We start from the raw sequence: 20,065 nt of genomic DNA on the forward strand, positions 1-20,065 counted from the left end.
ATCGAGCACGACCGGTCCACCAGGCACGATCACAGCCCTGACCGGCGCTGCCCCTCCGGTCGGCACCGAGTGGTGCGCTCGTCCGACCAGGTGACGGCAGTGGCCATCGGACGGCTGGTGCGGATCGACTCCACTCTCGGCCGAGCCCGGGAAGACGTGACCACCGAAGTCCACTTCGCCTGCCACGGCAGAGGCCGACCCCTTCATCGCCGTGCTGATGGGGGCCAACCTCGAGTTCATCCATCACATGGCCGAGATCGCGGTGCTCCGCGACCTGTGGCGGGCCCGGTCGTCGGGCCGGTGAGCCGGAGTGGACCGTGGCGGCGGAGGACCGGCTCCAGGTAGGCCACCCGCGGGCCGCCGAGGCCGGTCAGGTCGGCCTGGGAGCGGACGAGGGCGAGCCGGTCGAGTTCCGGGGTGTGACCGAGGGCACGCTCGGTTTCGGTGAGGGCTGCGTAGCGGTAGTACAGCCATGCCGACGGCCGGGGCGGGGCCTGGAACAGGACGCCGACGCTGCCGTTGGCGCCCCGGGTGACCTGCCAGGGGGTGAGGTCGTCGGCAGGGGTGTCGACACCGGTCTCCTCGGCCAGCTCCCGGGCCGCGTGACGGCGGAGGGCGGCCAGGTCGAGGGGCTCACCGTCCGGTGGGGGCTCGACCGAGCCGCCCGGCAGCTGCCAGCGGCCGGGCGCGGTCGTCCAGGACGCCATCCGCCCCACCAGCAGGCGCCCGTCGTCCGCAGGCTGCGCGACGGCCACGAACAGGGCCGGCAGACGTACGGACACGCCGGGCACCCTGCGCAGGACGTAGAACCGGTACGTCGCCCGCACCCAGGTCAGGACGAGGCCGTCACGTGCGTCGTGTTCCAGGCCCGTACACCCGGCCACCGGTCCGTCGAACAGGGCAGGGTTGACCTGGACCGCCGCGTCCCAGGCATCGTCCATGGCCCGACGGTCCTCCGGCGACAGCTGAGGTGTCAGGGCTTCGACCAGCCGCAACCGGTCAGCGACAAAGAGGTCCATGTCGGGACCGTACCGGGCCCGTCCGGTACACCGTGGAAGGGAAACCGCCGGGCTCGAGCCGTCCTGAACGCCCCAGAGGAACTCATCGGCCTTCCGGAAGGCGACAGAGGCCGGGAGCTGCGCCCGACGCTTGACGGCGCTGCCATACGCCTTACGTACTGGCTCACCCCGAACCGCACCGCGGTCCTGCTGACCGTCTTCCACAGGACGAGAATGCGGGAGGACGCCGAGGCCAGGCGCGCGAAACTACGCAGAAGGTCTGCGAGGCGGAACACGAACCGGCCCACGAGGAGTTCATTCGTACCGTCGACGAGGGAGAGGTGGAGCGATGAGTCACAGCCGCTGGAAGAGCCTGCGCGAACGGAAGCTCGCGGAGGGCCTCACCGAGCCGGAGGACGTGACCGAGGCGCGGTGCGAGATCCGCCTGTCCATGGCCCTGGCGAAGGCCGTGTACGACCGGCGCGCCGAACTCGGGCTCACCCGGACCGAACTGGCCGACCGCACCGGTCTCACCCAGGCCGAGATCTCCCGGATCGAGGGTTCCGACACCGTCCCCACGTTGCCGCTTCTCGCCAAGCTGGCAAAGGCCCTGGATGCGACGTTGAACATCACCCTGGACAACGACGACACCCGCGTGACCTTCACCGCTCACGACACCGACGCAGCCTGAGGGGCCGCCGGGGGCAGCTCACCGGCCTGACCGGCGCGATCCTGCGGCCGTCTTTCCGATGAACCAGCACTGACGCCGGGCTATTTGAGGGACGTGACGAACGACGTCCAGGCCGGGGCCGTGACGGTGAGGACCGGGCCGTGGGGGACCTTGGAGTCGCGGACGGGAACGACGCCGGTGTGGGCGTCGCACACTTCGAGGCAGTCTCCGCCGTCACCGTTGCTGTACGTGCTCTTGCGCCAGCGGGCGGCGCCGGGGAAGGCCTCGGCGACCTCTACGCAGTCGCCGCCGCTGCCGTTGCTGTAGCTGCTCTTGCGCCAGACAGCCGTGCTCAAGTCAGTTCCGTGGTTTGCCATTTCGGTCATCCTCAGCCGCTTGGTCAATCAGGGCGAGGGACGCCTTCGGAGGCAGTGCGGCGGCCCTGAGCAGATCGTACGACCTGCGGTACTCCTTCACGAGGGCCGGATCGTCAATGGTGTCCCCGCTGTGCAACGCCTCCGTGTAGATCAGGGGCGGGGCGTCAGGGAAAGACATGATCTTTGCTGTGCCCAGCATGAAAGGATGTGCCTCGCAGTTCCACGGAAGAATCTGGGGAACGATCCGGTGCCGTCGGGCCAGTGCCGCGATGTGCTCCAACTGTTCGGCCGCCTGCTCCGGCGGGAGGATCGGCTGGCGCAGCACGGACTCGGACAGGATTGCCCAGTACACCGGGGTCTTGTGGTTCTCCTCGAAGAGACGAGCGCGCGCCAGCCGGGCGGTGGCCTTCTCCTCCACCTCCTCGTCCGGTGCCAGTGGATGCGTCGCTCGCACCACGGCTCGCGCGTACGCGTCCGTCTGCAACAGGCCCGGAATCAGGGTCGGACACCACTCCTCAATGGTCTCCGCATGTTTCTCCGCTTCCAGCACCCGCTCGAAGTAACTCGCGTGCCCACGCCGTTTCGCCCTGCGCACGTCCTCGCAGCGGCGTCGGAAGAAGCCGTCCGTGCCGAGGACCTTGTCGACGTGGTCGGCGAGTTCCGCCGGCATGCGGCGCGTGCCCCGTTCGATCTCGCTGAGGTGGCTGGGGCCGTAGAAGCTGCCCTCGACCAGCTGCTGGAGCGTCAGCCCCGCCTCCTCCCGCTTCCACCGCAACTCGCTGCCGTAGAAGGTCGGGACGCCCGTCGAGCCGTCGATGTCCTTGCGCTGCCCCATCGTTCACCGTCCTCGGTGTGCCGTTACCGCCCGCTGCCCGGCGTTCCCCGGCCCGCGCCGACTCCTGCCGGGCATACGTGCAGTTCAGGGCCGGGAGCCCGAACCCCTGTCACGCTACGGAGGTCGGCGGCAGAGTGTGAGTGGTTCGTCACACACAGCACTGGAAGGTGTGAACTCCCTCATGCACGACCACCACCCCGTCTCGGCCGACGCCTGCGTCGAGGAGTTGCGGGACGCCCTCGCCGCGCACGGCATCACGCTCCCGTCCCTCGGCATCGACATCCCGACCTTCGCCGCCCGCTACCCCACCCGGCCGCTGATCGCGCTCGGCAACTGCAATCTCCCCACCGCCCGCGCCCTGACCGCCGCCCTCCGCAAGGGGGTCTCGTGATGCGACCACCCCTGACACTGGAACTGCTCGCCACCCCGGCGGCCGTGTCCGGCGTGCGCCGCGCCCTGCGCGACTACGGTGTCGACGTCCAGCTCTGCGCGAGCGAACTCGTCACCAATGTGATCCGGCACCTCGGCGAGGGCCTCCCCGTCACCGTCCGGGTGTCCTGTGACGACGGCCGTACGCGACTGGAGGTCACCGACCCCGACCCGGGTGCCCTGCCAGTGCTGCGCGAGGCGGTCACCGTCGACGACGAGTCCGGCCGGGGGCTCGCCCTGCTCGACGCGCTGGCGCTGCGGCGGGGCGTGACGCGGGGGCCCGGCAGCAAGACCGTGTGGTGCGAGCTGGCGGCGCGGCAGTCAGGGGGCGAGCGTGGTGGACACCCGGGCGGGCCGGGCGGGTGGCAGTTCGACGGGTCCGTACGCTCGCACACCCCACCTTGTTGAAGGCCGCCTGCCCGATGGCTCAGGCTGCGTGGGTGCGGTGTGCGGTGTGCGGTGTCGAGCAGGGCCGGGTTCGACACAAAGGCCTCGTCTTCCCTCCCCGCATACTGATTTCCCCGCTCGAGGAACGGATGTACGGACAAGGGGGAGTCGAACGGTTTCGGAATCCGTCCCGCTCCGACAGCAAAGAATGATCTAGGCCGAAAATAGTCCAAGGGGTGCGCAGGCCGGAATGTGCCGTAGCTGCTCTGGGTAACCTTGCGCGGTGTCACCTTCGTGTGCGTATCGCATGCCGGACGCGGTGAGGTGACGGGGGACAGCGCCGGACTGCTGCCCCGTGCCGACAGGGAAGTGATGACATCCGTCGCCCGGGGTGGGAACGGACCTCGCGCCACTCGAACAACCGTGGCCCGCCTCACGCACGGGACATCCGTCCGGCACGGGGAACCGAGCGGGCGGGAGAACTTCTGATGGCGGCACCTGCCGATGAGCGGGCCACGGAGACCCTCCATGTGGTCTTCGTGCATGGATTGTTCTCTTCGGAGTCCACCTGGGACCAGTTCCGGAAACTCCTTGCGGCGGACGACGAGCTGCGTGGGGTGGTGGCGCACAGCTTTTCCTACAGCAGCAAGAAGGCGCGCTTCCGTCCGGACCGCGCCCTGGCGCAATACGACGACATCGCCGACTCCCTCGGTGTCTTCCTGAGCGTGCAGATCCCTCGCACCGGGCGCGTGGTGCTGGTCACCCACAGCCAAGGCGGCCTCATCGTGCAGCGTTACCTGGTGCGGACGCTGCACGAAGCCCGCGGCCACACCCTGGCGCGCATCGCCGAGATCGTCATGTTCGGCTGCCCTAACAACGGCTCCGGTTTCCTGCTTCCCCTGCGCCGCATGCTGTTCTTCCTGCGCAATCCCCAGGAAAGACAGTTGCGGCCCTACCGGCGGGAGGTCCTGGAGACACAGCGGGCGGTCCTCCGCTCGGTGGTGCAGGCCGAGCGGGACGACGGGAGCCAGCGGCGCATCCCCATCCAGGCCTACGGCGGCACCGAGGACAACGTGGTGCCGGCACGTGAGGCCAGGGGCGTCTTCCCGGACGGCGCAACGGTGCCCGGAGACCACTTCCAGATCATTCAGCCCGAACACCACGACGCGGCCCCCTACCGAGTGGTCGCCGACGTCCTGAGCCGCCTCCTCGCCGAGGGCGGGGAATCGTCCGGCGACGCCGGTGACGGGGAGGCTCCGGCCGGACGGCCCGCCTCGCCCGAGCTGCCCGGTGGACCGGAGGGCGGGGTGAGCAGACCGAGGCCTGAGAAACAGCAGAGCGATGTGTCGCTGGACCCCCCGTACGGGCGACGGAGGAAGCGCCTCTACGGACGGGAACCGCGCAGCATCATCGCCCGCATCCTGGAAACGCCCGCACCGGGCGACCACCGGATCCACGTGCTCGCCGGCCTCGGCGGATCGGGCAAGAGCCGTATCGCCCTGGAAGCGGCGTACCGGGCCGAGCACGGGCGGCGGGTGTGGTGGGTCACCGTGCCGCGGATCAACGTCTGCATGCGTGAGGTGGCCAACCAGCTCGGGACGCCCAGCGGTGAGATCGAGCAGGCATTCCGGGGCGACGGCAGCCCCATGGACCTCGTGTGGCGTTACCTCGAGGCCAGCCCCGAACCCTGGATGCTGGTCATCGACAACGCCGACACCCCCCACCGGCTGGCACCGGAGACCGGCCAGGTCGCCGACGGAACCGGCTGGGTGCGCCAGCCGATGCAGGCCGACGGGATCGTCGTCGTCACCACCCGCGACCGTGCGGCGGCTTCCTGGCTGCCGCCCTGCCGGGTCCATCACGTGCCCCTTCTCGACCAGGACGACGGCGCGGACCTGCTGCTCGAGGCCGTCCCGGACGGGGGAACGAGGGAAGAGGCCCGGAACCTGTCGGCGGCGCTGGGAGGGCTGCCCCTGGCCCTGCACGGCGCCGCCTCCTATCTCAGCTCCGTCCACGACCCCGCGCTCTCCCTCGACGATCCCGCGATCCACGACTTCACCGGTTACCGGACCGCGTTCGAGGCCAGAAGCGCCTCGCCCCCCGGGACCACGGCGAGCGGTCTGGACGAGATGCTCGGCCTCTCGGCGATGACCGAGGTGTGCGGCATCGCGTTGGACCTGCTCTCGTCACAGGGCATGCCCCAGGCCGGCCCCCTGCTGCGCATGTTCGCCTGTCTCGGCATCGCTCCCATCCCCTACCGGCCGCTGCTGGAGAGCCGTGCCATCACCGAGTCGCTCCTGCTGCCCGACTTCACGCGGGTTCGGCGCAACGCCGTGCTCAAGGGACTGGACGATCTGGGACTGGTCGAGCGAATCAGCCGGCCCGAGGCGGAGGGCGGCCGGCCGGCGCTCACCCTGCACCCCGTCGTCCATGCGCTGCTGCGCGGGGACACCGAGGTGCAGCAGCACCGTGCGGAGTACTACGGCCTCATCGTCGATCTCCTCCTGGAGGTCATCCGGCAGTCACCGCCGGACGATCCGGTGAGCTGGGACATCTGGAGCGGGATGGCCCCGCACACGATGGAAGTGGTCCGCGCCTGTCTGACCGGCGGCAGCCGTATGGACAGCAGCCCGGTCCTGCGCGGAGCGCTCGAGCTCGCCCGGCTGACCATCCGGTACCTGATCTCCGTGGGGCTGCTGAGACCGGCGCAGGAGCTCGCCACCACCGTCCTGGACAACTGCGTGGCCGCAGGCTTCCCGCGGGACAGCCGCGAGATCCTCGGGGTGCGCCACGAGCAGGGACGCATCGCGCTGGAAAGCGGGGACTACGCGCGGGCGGAGAGCGAGCTGCATCAGGTCGCGGCCGTCCGCGAAGGGCTTCTGGGCGCCAAGGACCCCCAGACGCTGGCCAGCCGCCACAAGCACGCACGCAGCATCTTCGAACAGGGGCGCTTCCGTGAGGCCGAACCCCTCTTGAGGTCCATCGTGCAGGCCGAGCTGGTCGTGCACGGGCCGGACCACTCCGACACCGTCACGGTCCGCCACAGCCTGGCCAGGGCCGTGTTCGCGCTCGGACGAACGGTGGAGGCGGAGAAGGAGCTGCGGGACATCCTGCAGATCAGCCTCGGCAAATGGTTCCCCTCGACCATGGAGACCCTGCGCATCCGCCAGACCCTCGCACGCTGTCTGATGGTGACCAAACGCACCGACGAGGCCGGGGAGTTGATCCGGCAGGCCCTGTCGGACACCACGCATGCGACGGACTCGGCCCTGGCCATGACGCTGCGCTTCACCCAGTGCCAGGTCCTGATCGGGCAGGGGCGCTTCACCGCCGCTCACACGCAGACCGAGCAGCTGCTCGTGGATCGAAAGCGAGTTCTAGGTCGGGAACACCCTGAAACCCTCCGTACCCAGAGGCTTCTCGACGCGATCGAGGATCTGCTCCATTTCCCTTCGGGGAAGCCCGGTGAATGATCGACATCCTCGAAGGACGTACCTGATCGGGGACTTGCGCATACCATCTCGTTCCATCACTCTCTGAGTGAGCCCGCAGGTACGCCGCGTAACCACATCTCGCAAAGGAGCAAGCCGCATGAAATCGCCCCGCTTCGATCGCCAGGACCGTAACTTAATCCCGTGGGATGCCGAGCGGGAATCCGACCCGGAGCAGATGGAGACAGCGCACCGCATCGTGCTGGAATCCATCGAAGAGGATCACCGTGCGCTGGAACGTGACGCAAAGCTGACTTTCAGCTCGGCCGCACTCATGTGACGGTGGTCCGATGGGCCGGTGGACCCGGCCGGCAGGCGACGTCATCCGCCGTGTGAGCAGGGGGGCCGCTCGTGAGCTCTGTACGCGTGCACGACCCGTTCTTCCGCACAGTCACCGCGACGGAGTTCAGCCGCGAGCACATCGCCGGCCTGGCGGCCGGGCGCTGGACTGCCGTGCGCGTTCCCGGCCTCCGGTCCGAGGCGGACTGCAGGCAGGTCGTCGGGGCACTGCAGTCCGCCGCTTTCGAAAGCTACGGAAGGCAGCGGGTCCAGCCGGCCGTGATGCGGTTCGGCGTCGGAGTGAGCGACCACCGCAGCGACGGCCGCGTCGCGGACAGCTACTGGCCCGCCCTGAACGCCGCCCGCGAGGGCTGGCGTGGCCTGGGCCTTCCCTTCGATCCGCTGGCGAATGCGCGGCAGGCCGTCGGGGCGGACTGGCCGGGCGCGGTGGGCGTCGGCCGGCACAAGGGCCGGGAGATGGGGGCCGGAGTGGTGCGGGAGGCTCCCCAGGGCTTCCGTGTGCACTATGACGACGCCGAACGGGAGTTCGCGGAAGACCTGCTCGGTTCGCCGCTGGTGGCGCAACTCGCCTTCAACCTCTACCTGAGCGTCCCCGAGACCGGCGGGGAGACCGTCATCTGGCGTCGGCGCTGGCACCCGCGGGACGAGTCGTTTCGTCCTCCCGGATCCTACGGATACACGGACGACGTCGTACAGGACGCGGAATTCATCGAACTCAAACCGACGGTCGGTGAAGGGCTTCTGTTCGACTCGCGAAATTATCACGCGGTGCGGCCGAGTGTCGGTGACCGACGCATAGCGTTGGGTTTCTCGATCGGGCTCACCGCCGATGGAAATCTGCTCGCGTGGGGATGAAAGCGTTCTCAGGTGTGCAGGTTCTGCTTCCCGGTGTAGGCCGGGAAGCCCGATGTGAAAGAAAGTGACATGGAAGTTCTGCGCTATGCGGCGTTCACGACGGACCCACTCGGCGGTAATCCGGCAGGAGTGGTGCTCGATGCCACTGGCGCGAGCGACGCCGATATGGCGAAAATCGCACAGGATGTGGGCTACTCGGAAACAGCCTTCGTCGTCCCCGGTGACGACGGCCATATGACCGTCCGCTACTTCAGTCCGGCCGTCGAGGTCCCTTTCTGCGGCCACGCCACCATCACCACCGCGGTCGCCCACGCCGATGTGCACGGGGTGGGAGAGCTGATCCTGCACACGCGGGCCGGCGTCGTCCCCGTGCGCACCGACAGGGATGACGCGGGCCGTGTCACCGCGACCCTGACGAGCGTGCCGCCCCGCACGGAGCCCCTGTCGGACAGCCAGGTCGCCGCGCTGCTGCGGGTGCTGGGCTGGAAGGCGGAGGACCTCGACCGGACGCTGCCGCCCAGGGCCGCCTACGCGGGCGCCTGGCACCCGGTGCTGGCCGCCGCGGACCGTGCCCGCCTGGCCGCCCTCGACTACGACATGCGCGAGCTGGCCGCACTCATGAACCAGCACGGATGGGTGACCGTGAACCTGGTCTGGAGGGAATCCCCGACGGTCTTCCACGCGCGCAATCCCTTCCCGACCGGGGGCGTGTTCGAAGACCCGGCGACGGGTGCCGCCGCCGCCGCGTTCGGCGGATACCTGAGAGAGGCGCACCTCGTTCCGCTGCCCGCCCGGATCACCGTCCGGCAGGGAGAGGACATGGGGCGCCCCAGCACCATCACCGTCACCGTCCCGGAAGATCCGGACGCGGGCATCGCCATCACGGGAACGGCGGTCGCGATCGAGCATCCGGTCGCGTCGACGCCCACGCGCTGATCACCGGTCGACCTCGAACAGGGTCTCGATCTCCACCGGCGATCCCAGGGGAAGGTCTGCGACGCCGACGACGCTCCGTGCGTGCCCGCCCGCGGCACCGAACACCTCGAAGAAGAGTTCGTCGGCTCCCTCCACCACTTTCTCCTGATCGAGGAATCCCCGCGCCGAGGCCACATATCCGGTCACTTTCAGGACGCGGGTCACCCGGTCCAGGCCCACCACCGAATCGACCGCCGTCAGTGCGGCCAGGGCGCACTGACGGCTCAACTCCCGGCCTCGCTCGATCGATACTTCGTCGCCCAGCCGGCCGGTCGTCGTCAGTTCGCCGTCGGTCATGGGCACTTGACCCGCCACGAACACCAGATGCCCGCTCAGGACCGCCGGAACGTACTCCCCCTTGGGGGGACTCACCGCTGGAAGAACCAGGCCTAGCGAGGCGAGCCTCGCCCTGGGAGAGAGCGTCTCTTCGGAGTCGGAGTGCAGCACGGGGAAACCCTACCGACCCGGAGCGTGGGACGTGTTGTTGTTCGGCAGGCCGGGGCGAGGGCCGTGGTGCGTGGCGCCCGGTCCGCGCGTCGCTGCGGGTGCACGCGGACCGGGGCCGTATGGGGGAGCCCGGTGGGGCTCAGCGGGGCGCGAGGCCGCGCGGCTCGAGGGCCGCGGTGTGCGCGTCCATCCGTTCGGCGGCCAGGATCGCGGCCCCCGTGTCGGCGCGGGACGCGGCGACGACCAGGGCGCGGCCCGCGCGGGCGTGCGCCTGTCGGTGCAGGGCCGTGACGTTCGCCTGGCGGCCCCTCGTGGTCGCCGACGCGCGGGCCGGCCTGCGTCCTCCCCGCAGGCGGGTCACCTGCTCGGCGAGCCGCTCGGCCGCGGTGTCCAGATCGGCCGAGGGCGCCGCGACGCGCAGCTCGTCGGTGACGGCGAGCAGCGCGGCGAGATGGCCCGCGAGCTGGATGTCCAGCTCTTCCTCGCGGGAGCGGCGGGGGAAGTCGTCGGAGGTGCCGGCCATCGTGCGGTGGACCGACTTGCTGCGGATCGGCTCGTACATGGATGGCCTCCTGGGTGCTGACAGGAAACCATCCTAGCTTGGAATTCGTCTAAAGTTGAGTCGCTCACAAGATCGGACAGGTTAGACACGCAGGGTGAAGGCGGGCCCGTCAGAGCTGGCCGTAACCGTCCAGGAAGCGGGCGATCCGGCCCATGGCGTCCCGCAGGTCGTCGACCGACGGCAGGGTCACCACCCGGAAGTGATCGGGCTCCGCCCAGTTGAAGCCGGTGCCGTGCACGACCATGATCTTCTCGCTGCGCAGCAGGTCCAGGACCATCTGCCGGTCGTCCCTGATCTTGAAGACGTTCGGGTCGAGGCGCGGGAAGAGGTACAGGGCCCCCTTCGGCTTCACGCAGGTCACGCCCGGGATCTGGGTCAGCAGTTCGTACGCCGTGTCCCGCTGCTCGCGCAGTCGGCCGCCCGGCAGCACCAGGTCGTTGATCGTCTGGCGTCCGCTGAGCGCGGCGACCACTCCGTGCTGGCCCGGCATGTTCGCGCACAGGCGCATGTTCGCCAGGATCGTCAGGCCCTCGATGTAGGAGTCGGCGTGCGCGCGGGGCCCGGAGATCGACATCCAGCCCACCCGGTAGCCGGCCACCCGGTACGCCTTCGACATGCCGTTGAAGGTGAGGGTGAGCAGGTCGGGGGCGACGGAGGCGGTGGGGATGTGGACGGCGTCGTCGTAGAGGATCTTGTCGTAGATCTCGTCCGAGCAGACCAGCAGGTTGTGGCGGCGGGCGATGTCGGTCAGGCCCTTGACCATCGCCTCGTCGTACACCGCGCCGGTCGGGTTGTTCGGGTTGATGATCACGATCGCCTTGGTGCGGTCGGTGACCTTGCTCTCGATGTCGGCGAGGTCCGGCATCCAGTCGGACTGCTCGTCGCAGCGGTAGTGCACCGCCGTGCCGCCGGAGAGGGAGACGGCGGCCGTCCACAGGGGGTAGTCCGGTGCCGGGACCAGCACCTCGTCGCCGTCGTCCAGCAGCGCCTGCATCGCCATCACGATCAGCTCGGAGACGCCGTTGCCGATGAAGACGTGCTCGACGTCGGTCTCGATGCCGAGGGTCTGGTTGTGCATGACGACCGCCCGGCGCGCGGCCAGCAGTCCCTTGGCGTCGCCGTAGCCGTGCGCCGACGACACGTTGCGCAGGACGTCCTCGAGGATCTCGGGCGGGCACTCGAAGCCGAAGGCGGCCGGGTTGCCGGTGTTCAGCTTGAGGATGCGGTGACCGGCAGCTTCCAGCCGCATCGCCTCCTCGAGCACCGGGCCCCGGATCTCGTAACAGACGTTGGCGAGCTTGGTCGACTGGATCACCTGCATGCTGGGAGCTTACGGCTCGGTAATGCCCCGCGCGTCGTGTCATCCGCCACGTGAGACGCAACGGTTCGGGTCGCCGCGTCCGCGCGGGGCCCGTGGTCACCCGCTTCCCGGCCGTGCGGCGCCCCGTCCGGGGCCCCTCGGACGGCCCAGGAGAGCGCGGCGCTCGGCGGCCCCGGGTTCCCCCGAACGTGTACCGGTCCGACGCCTCCGCCACCTCCACACCGACCCTTCCCGCGCCGGCCGCGCCTCCCCCTCCGCGGGTCCGGGAGAGCCGGGCCCGGGTGGCGACCGGCACGGCCGTTCAGGCTCGCCGGGCATCGGCGGCGACACCGGCAAGGTGGTCGCCGGCGACGCCACCGGCGGCCCGGACGGTGGGCGCTGCATGTCGAGCACCCCGTGACACGCCCCCCGCGACACGCCCGGCGCGGGCGGGCGGTCAGCGGGGGAGCGGACGGTCAGCGGGGAGATCTGCGGACCGACCGCCCCGCCAGGACGTCGGTGCGCCGTCCGTCCTCCATCACGAACCGCCCGTCGACCAGCACGTACGGGATGCCCACGGGGAGGGCCCGGGGCTGCTCGAAGGTGGAGCCCGCGGCCACCGTCCGCGGGTCGAACAGCACCAGGTCGGCCCTGTACCCCTCGCGGACCAGTCCGCGGTCCGCGAGCCGCAGCCGGGCGGCCGGCCGCGAGGTCAGGTGCGCGACGCACTCCTCCAGCGACAGCACGCCCAGCTCCCGCACGTACCGCCCGAGATACTGCGGGAACGTGCCGTACGCGCGCGGGTGCGGCTTGGCGCCCTGGAGGATGCCGTCCGAGCCGCCGGTGTGCACCCGGTGCCGCATGATCGCCCGCACGTTCTCCTCGTGGCCGACGTGCTGCAGGATCGACGGGGCCAGCCTGTCCTTGAGCAGCAGCTCGCGGGCGAGGGCCCACGGGCTCTCCCCGCGCAGTTCGGCCGACTCCCGCACCGTGCGGCCCACGTACTCGCCGAGTGCGGGGTCGCCCACCCCGGAGATCTCGATGGTGTCCCACTCGATGGGCACCCCGTGGCAGCCGTCCGAGCCGGTCACCTCCAGGTGGTGCCGGATCCGCTCGGCCGTCCCGTCGTCCGCGAGCCGTCTGAGCGTCTCCTCCGGGCCGCCCTCGCTCGCCCAGCTCGGCAGCATCGCGACGAGGGTGGTGCAGCCCGGCGTGTACGGGTACGTGTCGAGGCTGATGTCGGCGCCGGCGGCCAGCGCCTCGTCCAGCAGGGCCAGCAGCTCGGGCGCCCTGCCCTTGTTCACGCCGAAGTTCATCGTCGCGTGCGCCAGGTGCAGCGCGCAGCCCGCCTCCCGGGTGAGCGCCACCATCTCCGCGTACGCCTCGAGGGCGCCCGCGCCGTAGGAGCGGTGGTGCGGGCAGTAATAGCCGCCGTACCGGGCCACCACTCGGCACAGCTCGGTGAGTTCGGCCTCCTCGGCGTACATGCCGGGCGTGTACGTCAGCCCCGAGGACATGCCGACCGCGCCCTGCTCCATGCCCTCCGCGACCAACTGCCGCATCCGGTCCAGCTCCCGGGGCGTCGCCCTCCGGTCCTCCCAGCCGACGGCGAGCGCGCGGACCGTGCCCTGCGGGATCAGGTACGCGGCGTTGACCGCGATGCCCGCGTCGAGCCGGTCCAGGTACTCGCCCACCGAACGCCAGTCGAAGTCGATGTCGTCCCCGCCGCCGTTCCAGCCGGCGATGGCCGAGCGCACCTCGCCGAGCGTGCGGTCGTCGACCGGCGCGTACGACAGGCCGTCCTGGCCCAGTACTTCGAGGGTGACGCCCTGCGCCGCCTTGGCGCTGTGGTCGGGGTCGCGCAGCAGCGCCAGATCGCTGTGCGCGTGCATGTCGATGAAGCCGGGGGCCAGGACCAGGCCCTCGGCGTCCAGTTCACGGCGGGCCTTCGGGCGCTGACAGCCCGCTGCCGCCGCCTCCTTCACGATCGAGACGATCCGGCCGCCGTCGACGACCACGTCCGCGCGGTAGGAGAGGTCGCCGGAGCCGTCCACGACGTCGGCGTCCCGGATGACGAGTTCTTCCATGCCCCGGCCCTCCTAGAAGAACGTGCGGATGTAGTCGACCACCGTGCCGTCCGCCTCCGTCACGGGGATGAGTACCCACTTGTCGAACGACGTGCACGGGTGCGACAGTCCGAGCCCCAGCCAGTCGCCGACCTCCAGGTCGGTCTCCGGGGTGGTGCGCAGCCAGGCGTGCTGGTCGGAGAGGGAGACCACCGAGACGCCGGTGGCCGGGCGCTCGGCGCCGTCCCGGCGGATCACCTGGGCGAACGGCAGGTCGAGGTCGTAGGCGGCGTCCCGCTTGCCGGCGTTGGCGAAGGCCTGGTCGGCGGACGGGCGGGAGACGATCTGCGTCCACAGCCGGAACGCCGGTTCCAGCGCGCCCTCCTCCGGCACCCGGTTGAACGGCGTCACCGCGCTGTAGTGCCCGTCGTCGTGCGAGACGTACGCGCCCGAGCGCAGCAACTTCAGTACGGGGGAGGAGAGTTCGGGGATCTCTGCGAAGACGTCGGCCACCGCGTCGAACCAGGCGCTGCCGCCCGCGCTCACCACGACCTCGTCCAGGCCCGCGAACCGGCCCGCCTTGTCGAAGTCCACCGCCAGGGCCACCAGCCGCCGCAGCCACGCCCGTACCCGCTCCGGGGCGGCGTCCGGCACCTCGCCCTCGTACCCGGCGACCCCGACCAGCCGCAGACCGCGCGTGCCCGCCACCGCGTCGGCGACGGCGGCGCACTCGGCCTCCGTGCGCACCCCGGTCCGGGCGCCCTCGCCGGCGGCGAGCTCGATCACCACGTCCACCGGGCGCTCGGCCCCGGCCAGGGCGGCGTCCATCAGCTCCACGCCGCGCACGGAGTCGACGTAGCAGACGAAGCGGAAGTCCGGGTCGGCGTCCAGCTGACCGGAGACCCAGCGCAGGGCCGCCGCGTCCACCATCTCGTTGGCCAGGAAGACCCGCCGGACGCCGAACGCCCGCGCCACCCGCACCTGGTGCGGCACCGCGAGCGTGATGCCCCAGGCGCCGTGCTCGATCTGGCGCCGGAAGAGCTGCGGGGCCATGGAGGTCTTGCCGTGCGGGGCGAAGGCGAGGCCGTGCCGGGCCGCGTACGTCTCCATCAGCCTCAGGTTGTGCTCCAGGCGCTCGGCGGACAGCGCGAGCACCGGGGTGGTGAAACCGCCGGTGAACAGGTTGCGGCGCTGGGCGGCCAGCTCGCCGACGGTCAGCCCGGCGGCGTCCGGAGGGAGGCCCTTGAAACGGTGGTCGACGTGTTCCTCGGTGAGGTGCCGGTAGCTGTCGGAGCCGGGGTCGAAGACCATCAGAACCTCCCTGATCTGGTGTGTTGCACTGGATGCAACACCCATTGCGTATGTCGCTTACGGCTGTCTAACATCTCGGCCACGCGGGGTCAACGGAAACGCCTCTCCACGGCCACCGCAACCGCCCCCGCCGCCCGACCCGCCACGCCGAGGAGCCCCGCCATCGTGACCGCCACCGGACCCCGCCCCGCCCCCGACGTCGTGGAGGTCGTCGACGTCGCCGCGCTGGGCGAGTCCATGGTGACGTTCCTGCCCTCCCGGCCGGGCCCCCTCGCCGACGTGCCCTCCTTCGACCGGGGGATCGGCGGCGCGGAGTCCAACGTGGCGTGCGTGCTCGCGGCGGCGGGGCACTCCGCGCGGTGGGTCAGCAGGGTCGGCGACGACGGGTTCGGCGACCACCTCGTCGAGACGATCGGTGGATACGGGGTCGACGTGTCGCACGTCCGCCGCGACCCGGCCCGTCCGACCGGCATCTACTTCCGCACGGCGGGCGACCGGTCGACGGACGCCCATGAGGTCGCGTACTACCGGGCGGGCTCGGCGGCGTCCGCGATGTCGCCGTCCGGCGTGGACCTGGACGCGGTGCGCGCCGCCCGCGTCCTGCACCTGTCCGGCATCACACCGGCGCTCTCCGCCGACTGCCTGGACCTGATGCGGGTGCTGACCGCTCCCCACCCCGACCGCCCCCTGATCTCCTTCGACGTCAACCACCGCCCGGCCCTGTGGCGCGACGGCCACGGCCCGGAGGTCCTGCTGGAACTGGCGCGAGGGGCGGACATCGTCTTCGTCGGCGACGACGAGGCCCGCCAGGCGTGGGGGCTGCACGGTGCCCGCGCGGTACGGGACGCGCTGCCCGAACCGGAGATCGTGGTCGTCAAGCAGGGCAAGGGCGGAGCGGTCGCCTTCGACAAGGACACCGGCGGCCTCCCGGGCGACGACGCGGGCGGCACCGCGACCTTCGTGCGCGCCCTGAACGTCGACGTCGTCGCCGCCGTCGGCGCCGGCGACGCCTTCGCCGCGGGCTTCCTCTCCGCGACCCTCCGGGGCCTCCCCGTACGGGACCGCCTCCGCCACGGCCACCTCACCGCCGCAGCCACCCTCACCGCCCCCGGCGACCTCGCCCCGCCTCCCGCCCGCGCCCACGCCGACCGCCTCGCCGCCCTCGACGACACCGCGTGGGGGAGACTGCGACTCGGCCCCGGCTGGACACAAGCCGAAGAACCCGAAGAACCCGAAGAACACCTGGGGCCCGAGAAGGAGGCACGCACCCCATGAGCCAGACCGTAGACCGTGCGCTGAGCATCCTGCCGCTGCTCGCCGAGGGCCCCGCCGACCTCGGGCAGGTCGCCGACCGCCTGGGCGTGCACAAGTCCACGGCGCTGCGGCTGCTGCGCACCCTGCACGAGCACGGACTCGTCTACCGCCAGTCCGACCAGCGCTACCGGCTCGGCGCCCGCCTCTTCGCCCTGGCCCAGGAGGCGATGGAGAACCTCGACGTCCGGGAGATCGCCCACCCCCACCTCGCCCGGCTCAACGAGCGGTGCGGCCACACCGTGCACCTCGCCGTGTACGAGGAGAACGAGGTCCTCTACATCGACAAGGTGGAGAGCCGCTACCCGGTGCGCATGTACTCGCGGATCGGTAAGCCCGTCGCGATCACCGTCGCCGCCGTGGCCAAACTGCTCCTCGCCGACCTGCCCGAGCCCGAGCGCCGCGCCCTCGCGGAGCAGCTCGACTACCCCATGTACACGTCCCGTTCGACACCCAACCCGGTCGCTTTCCTGCGGGAGTTGGAGAAGGTGCGCGAACAGGGCTGGGCCACCGACCTCGGCGGCCACGAGGAGTCCATCAACTGCGTCGCCGCGCCGATCCGCGGCGCCGACGGCCGGGTGATCGCCGCGATGTCGGTCTCCGCGCCGAACGTCGTCGTCACCGCCGACGAACTCCTCACCCTGCTCCCGCTGGTCCGCCGCACCGCGGACGCGATCAGCGGCGAGTACTCCGGCAGGACGCCCGTACAACGACCCGACAGGGAAACCGCATGACCGACAAGATCGCGCTCACCCCGAAGACCCACACCACTCCGCCCGCGAAGTTCTCCCACGGCGTCCGCAAGGGCAACATCCTCCAGGTCGCCGGCCAGGTCGGGTTCCTCCCCGCCGAGGAGGGCAAGGCGCCCACCCCCGCCGGCCCCACCCTGCGCGAGCAGACCCTCCAGACCCTCGCCAACGTCCAGGCGATCCTCGAAGAGGGCGGCGCCACCTGGGACGACGCGATGATGATCCGCGTCTACCTCACCGACGTGGACCACTTCGCCGAGATGAACCAGATCTACAACACCTACTTCGAGGAGCAGGGCCTCACCCAGCCGCCCGCCGCGCGCACGACCGTCTACGTCGGCCTGCCCGCGGGGCTCCTCATCGAGATCGACGCACTGGCCGTCCTGGGCTGACGCGCGCTCACCTTTTCGCTCACCCCCCACATCTCTTCAGTTCTTCGCCACGGCACGGCGTCCGCCACCCCCGGGACGCCGTGCCGCGATCCCCCATGCCCGAAAACTCCGTGTGCTCAAGCAGAGGACCCCCGCATGTCCCACCCGTCCCTTTCGCTCGCCGCCGGCGCCGCGGTCGAGGCGCCCCCGCACACCGGAGGGCTGCTCCTGCTGATCGACGGCACCGCCGGTCTGCTGACCGTCGCCGCCATCGGCATCGTGCTGCTCCTCTTCCTGATCATCAAGGTGCGGCTGCAGCCCTTCGTCGCCCTGCTCGCCGTCTCCATAGCCGTCGGCCTGATGGCCGGCCTGTCGGTCACCGAACTCTTCGGCACGGTCCAGCGTTCGGACGCGGTGTCCACCATCGAGTCCGGCATGGGCGGCATCCTCGGCCACGTCGCGATCATCATCGGCCTCGGCACCATGCTCGGCGCGATCCTCGAGGTCAGCGGCGGCGCCGAGGTGCTGGCCTCGCGGCTGCTCGGCGTGTTCGGCGAGAAGCGGGCCCCGCTCGCCATGGGCCTCACCGGTCTGATCTTCGGCATCCCGGTCTTCTTCGACGTCGGCATCTTCGTCCTCGCGCCGATCGTGTACGCCGCCGCCAAGCGGTCCGGCAAGTCGATCCTGCTCTACTGCCTGCCGCTGCTCGCGGGCCTGTCCGTCACCCACGCCTTCCTGCCCCCGCACCCCGGCCCGGTGGCCGCCGCCGGACTGCTCGACGTGGACCTCGGCTGGGTCATCCTCATGGGCGTCGTCACCGGCATCCCGGCCGTCATCGCCGCCTGGGTCTACTCCGCCTGGATCGGCAAGCGGATCTTCGTCGCCGTGCCGCAGGACATGGTCGAGGCCGCCGAGGAGTCCCGGCAGGCCGTCCTCGACGAGCAGCGCGCCTCCGGCGTCGAGCCGCGCGAGGCGCCGGTGCCGCTCGGCACGGTCCTCGGCATCATCGGCACGCCGCTCCTGCTGATCCTCGCCTCGACCTTCTCCTCGATCGCCCTGGAGGAGTCGACGCTGCGCTCGGTCGTCGAGTTCTTCGGCCACCCCTTCGTCGCGCTCACCATCGCCCTGTTCATGGCGTACTACCTGCTCGGCATCCGGCGCGGCTGGTCCCGCAAGTCCCTGGAGACCGTCTCCACGTCCTCGCTGAAGCCGGTCGGCAACATCCTGCTGGTCGTCGGCGCCGGCGGGGTCTTCGGCGCGGTCCTCAAGGGGAGCGGGGTCGCCCAGGCACTGTCCGACACGTTCAACGACGTCGGGCTGCCGGTGATCGTCCTGTCGTACCTGATCTCCGTGGTGCTCCGGGTCGCGCAGGGCTCGGCGACGGTGGCGATCGTCACCACGGCGGGCATCGTGGCCCCGCTGCTGTCCGAGGGTGACCACTCCCAGGCGTTCGTGGCCCTCGTCATCATGGCCATCTCGGCGGGCTCCATCTTCGCCTCGCACGTCAACGACGGCGGGTTCTGGATGGTCGCCAAGTACTTCGGCATCAGCGAGCGGGACACCCTGAAGACGTGGACGGTGCTGGAGAGCGTCCTGTCGGTGGCCGGCTTCGTGGTCGCGGCGGCGCTCAGCCTGGTCGTCTGAACCGGCCCGCTGAATCCGGCCCGTGAGCCCTGTCGGATCATCACCCGATTGGTATGAACGGGGGTTCCCATGTAGGCGTCTGATAACGAAAACAGGGGCTGGCTGTGTACCGCACAGGATCGTCGACCATACTCCTCCGGTGTGGAGCAGCGCATAGGTTCGAGCAGCCAGCCCCTGGAAGGCGCCGGATTCGACCCGGCCTTCATCCCCGGGCTCACCGCCCCCGCGTCCGACCGCAAGGCGGACGTGAAGGACGAGGTGGAGCCGGAGGACCCGAAGGCGGCGTCGGAGCAGGCGGACGCGGACACGGCGGCGGAGTCCGAGAATGCCTCACCGGAGAAGCCCGAGGCCGCCGACGCCGCGGACGCCTCCGGTGCCGCGGACGCCTCCGACGGATCCGATGCCGTCGACGCCTCGGACGCCTCCGAGGAGGAGTCCGCCCCCGACGGCCCGGTCTTCGAGGCGTCCGACCGCCGCGCCAGGATCGTCGCCGACCACAGCGGTGTACGGCTCCGCCTGGACGACCAGGAGTGCGAGTTCCGCTGGGACGAGATCGGCGCGGTGGAGACGGAGACCGCACGCTTCGGCAAGCGCTACACGGTCACCGTCCACACCACGGAGAGGCGCTGGTACCCGCTGGAGATCGAGGCCGCGTCCCGCAGCCGCTTCGCCGCGTGGGACACGGAGCTGGACGCGGTCCTGGACGCCTACTTCGACGACGAGGCCACCGAGCCGGAGACGTCCGACGCGGACGCCACCGACACGGACGCCACCGAAGCGGACGCGTCCGACGCGGGCGCCGACGCGGACAAGCCCGCGCCGGACGCCGAGGCCGGGGAGCCCACGTCGGAGGCCGACCCGGACGAGTCCGAGCCGAGCGCCGACGTGGACGAGCCCGAGCCGGAAGCCGACAAGAGCAAGTCCCAGTCCCAGTCCAAGCCCAAGTCCGACGCCGCCCCCGTGGAGTAGGCGCCGCGCCTCCCCACG

The 20,065-nt window shown here is 70.8% G+C and carries 20 protein-coding genes; 12 read left to right on the forward strand and 8 right to left on the reverse strand.

Translation table 11 applies throughout. The features are described 5' to 3' along the window. Nucleotides 1-236 precede the first annotated feature (236 nt). Nucleotides 237-1,019 carry an NUDIX hydrolase gene (locus ACWEQO_RS22685; RefSeq protein ID WP_452984990.1) on the reverse strand — a complete coding sequence of 261 codons (783 nt, stop codon included), beginning with the start codon at nucleotides 1,017-1,019 and terminating at the stop codon, nucleotides 237-239. A 328-nt stretch (nucleotides 1,020-1,347) separates the two neighbouring features. Here ACWEQO_RS22685 and ACWEQO_RS22690 point away from each other — a divergent pair, with 328 nt between their 5' ends. Further along, nucleotides 1,348-1,689 carry a helix-turn-helix domain-containing protein gene (locus ACWEQO_RS22690; protein WP_452984991.1) on the forward strand — a complete coding sequence of 114 codons (342 nt, stop codon included), beginning with the start codon at nucleotides 1,348-1,350 and terminating at the stop codon, nucleotides 1,687-1,689. 80 nt (nucleotides 1,690-1,769) lie between these two features. Here ACWEQO_RS22690 and ACWEQO_RS22695 read toward each other — a convergent pair whose 3' ends face one another. Further along, nucleotides 1,770-2,045: a DUF397 domain-containing protein gene (locus ACWEQO_RS22695; protein ID WP_361451524.1), complete on the reverse strand. Its 276-nt coding sequence runs from the start codon at nucleotides 2,043-2,045 to the stop codon at nucleotides 1,770-1,772. Next, nucleotides 2,026-2,880 carry a helix-turn-helix domain-containing protein gene (locus ACWEQO_RS22700; RefSeq protein WP_361451527.1) on the reverse strand — a complete coding sequence of 285 codons (855 nt, stop codon included), beginning with the start codon at nucleotides 2,878-2,880 and terminating at the stop codon, nucleotides 2,026-2,028. Before ACWEQO_RS22700 ends, ACWEQO_RS22695 begins: the two co-directional genes overlap by 20 nt. A 181-nt stretch (nucleotides 2,881-3,061) precedes the next feature. On the opposite strand from ACWEQO_RS22700, the gene ACWEQO_RS22705 reads away from it, so the two are divergent. The 6 genes from ACWEQO_RS22705 (at nucleotide 3,062) to ACWEQO_RS22730 (ending at nucleotide 9,278) form a co-directional block, all read left to right on the forward strand. After that, nucleotides 3,062-3,271 (forward strand): hypothetical protein, encoded by a 210-nt coding sequence (locus tag ACWEQO_RS22705; RefSeq protein ID WP_452984992.1) that lies wholly within the window; start codon nucleotides 3,062-3,064, stop codon nucleotides 3,269-3,271. Continuing rightward, complete coding sequence (locus ACWEQO_RS22710) at nucleotides 3,271-3,717, forward strand: ATP-binding protein (RefSeq protein WP_452984993.1); 447 nt, start codon at nucleotides 3,271-3,273, stop codon at nucleotides 3,715-3,717. The genes ACWEQO_RS22705 and ACWEQO_RS22710 overlap by 1 nt, the downstream gene beginning before the upstream one ends. Before the next feature lie 467 nt (nucleotides 3,718-4,184). After that, nucleotides 4,185-7,169, forward strand: a complete 2,985-nt coding sequence (locus ACWEQO_RS22715; RefSeq protein WP_361451536.1) for an alpha/beta hydrolase — start codon at nucleotides 4,185-4,187, stop codon at nucleotides 7,167-7,169. Between the two features lie 118 nt (nucleotides 7,170-7,287). After that, the gene (locus ACWEQO_RS22720; protein ID WP_361451539.1) at nucleotides 7,288-7,467 is read left to right on the forward strand and encodes a hypothetical protein; all 180 of its coding nucleotides are present in this window, start codon (nucleotides 7,288-7,290) and stop codon (nucleotides 7,465-7,467) included. Between the two features lie 71 nt (nucleotides 7,468-7,538). Continuing rightward, the gene (locus ACWEQO_RS22725) at nucleotides 7,539-8,342 is read left to right on the forward strand and encodes a 2OG-Fe(II)-dependent halogenase WelO5 family protein (RefSeq protein ID WP_452984994.1); all 804 of its coding nucleotides are present in this window, start codon (nucleotides 7,539-7,541) and stop codon (nucleotides 8,340-8,342) included. Nucleotides 8,343-8,411: 69 nt separating this feature from the next. Continuing rightward, nucleotides 8,412-9,278 carry a PhzF family phenazine biosynthesis protein gene (locus ACWEQO_RS22730; RefSeq protein ID WP_361451545.1) on the forward strand — a complete coding sequence of 289 codons (867 nt, stop codon included), beginning with the start codon at nucleotides 8,412-8,414 and terminating at the stop codon, nucleotides 9,276-9,278. Here the strand turns inward: ACWEQO_RS22730 and ACWEQO_RS22735 are convergent, their stop codons facing one another. The 5 genes from ACWEQO_RS22735 to ACWEQO_RS22755 all read right to left on the reverse strand — a co-directional run bounded on the left by ACWEQO_RS22735 (nucleotide 9,279) and on the right by ACWEQO_RS22755 (nucleotide 15,003). Beyond that, nucleotides 9,279-9,764: a RidA family protein gene (locus ACWEQO_RS22735; RefSeq protein WP_452984995.1), complete on the reverse strand. Its 486-nt coding sequence runs from the start codon at nucleotides 9,762-9,764 to the stop codon at nucleotides 9,279-9,281. Between the two features lie 139 nt (nucleotides 9,765-9,903). After that, on the reverse strand, nucleotides 9,904-10,326 hold the full coding sequence (locus ACWEQO_RS22740; protein WP_361451550.1) for an SCO4983 family protein: 423 nt from the start codon (nucleotides 10,324-10,326) through the stop codon (nucleotides 9,904-9,906). 109 nt (nucleotides 10,327-10,435) lie between these two features. Then, on the reverse strand, nucleotides 10,436-11,647 hold the full coding sequence (locus tag ACWEQO_RS22745) for a pyridoxal phosphate-dependent aminotransferase (protein ID WP_361451553.1): 1,212 nt from the start codon (nucleotides 11,645-11,647) through the stop codon (nucleotides 10,436-10,438). Nucleotides 11,648-12,102: 455 nt separating this feature from the next. Continuing rightward, entirely contained in the window at nucleotides 12,103-13,713 is a 1,611-nt protein-coding gene (locus ACWEQO_RS22750) for an N-acyl-D-amino-acid deacylase family protein (RefSeq protein WP_452984996.1), read from the reverse strand. 12 nt (nucleotides 13,714-13,725) lie between these two features. Further along, entirely contained in the window at nucleotides 13,726-15,003 is a 1,278-nt protein-coding gene (locus tag ACWEQO_RS22755; RefSeq protein WP_452984997.1) for an amino acid deaminase, read from the reverse strand. A 165-nt stretch (nucleotides 15,004-15,168) separates the two neighbouring features. Between ACWEQO_RS22755 and ACWEQO_RS22760 the strand changes: the two genes are divergently transcribed. From ACWEQO_RS22760 to ACWEQO_RS22780, 5 genes are all read left to right on the forward strand, one after another. Continuing rightward, nucleotides 15,169-16,278, forward strand: a complete 1,110-nt coding sequence (locus tag ACWEQO_RS22760) for a sugar kinase (protein ID WP_452984998.1) — start codon at nucleotides 15,169-15,171, stop codon at nucleotides 16,276-16,278. Further along, a complete protein-coding gene (locus ACWEQO_RS22765; RefSeq protein ID WP_452984999.1) occupies nucleotides 16,275-17,048 on the forward strand; it encodes an IclR family transcriptional regulator in 774 nt (257 codons plus the stop codon). The genes ACWEQO_RS22760 and ACWEQO_RS22765 overlap by 4 nt, the downstream gene beginning before the upstream one ends. Then, nucleotides 17,045-17,455: a RidA family protein gene (locus ACWEQO_RS22770; protein WP_361451568.1), complete on the forward strand. Its 411-nt coding sequence runs from the start codon at nucleotides 17,045-17,047 to the stop codon at nucleotides 17,453-17,455. The genes ACWEQO_RS22765 and ACWEQO_RS22770 overlap by 4 nt, the downstream gene beginning before the upstream one ends. 135 nt (nucleotides 17,456-17,590) lie before the next feature. After that, nucleotides 17,591-19,078 (forward strand): GntP family permease, encoded by a 1,488-nt coding sequence (locus ACWEQO_RS22775; protein ID WP_361451571.1) that lies wholly within the window; start codon nucleotides 17,591-17,593, stop codon nucleotides 19,076-19,078. 141 nt (nucleotides 19,079-19,219) lie between these two features. Beyond that, nucleotides 19,220-20,047: a hypothetical protein gene (locus tag ACWEQO_RS22780; protein ID WP_452985000.1), complete on the forward strand. Its 828-nt coding sequence runs from the start codon at nucleotides 19,220-19,222 to the stop codon at nucleotides 20,045-20,047. The last annotated feature ends 18 nt before the right edge of the window (nucleotides 20,048-20,065 follow it).

It is taken from the genome of Streptomyces sp. NPDC004051, from assembly GCF_053604275.1.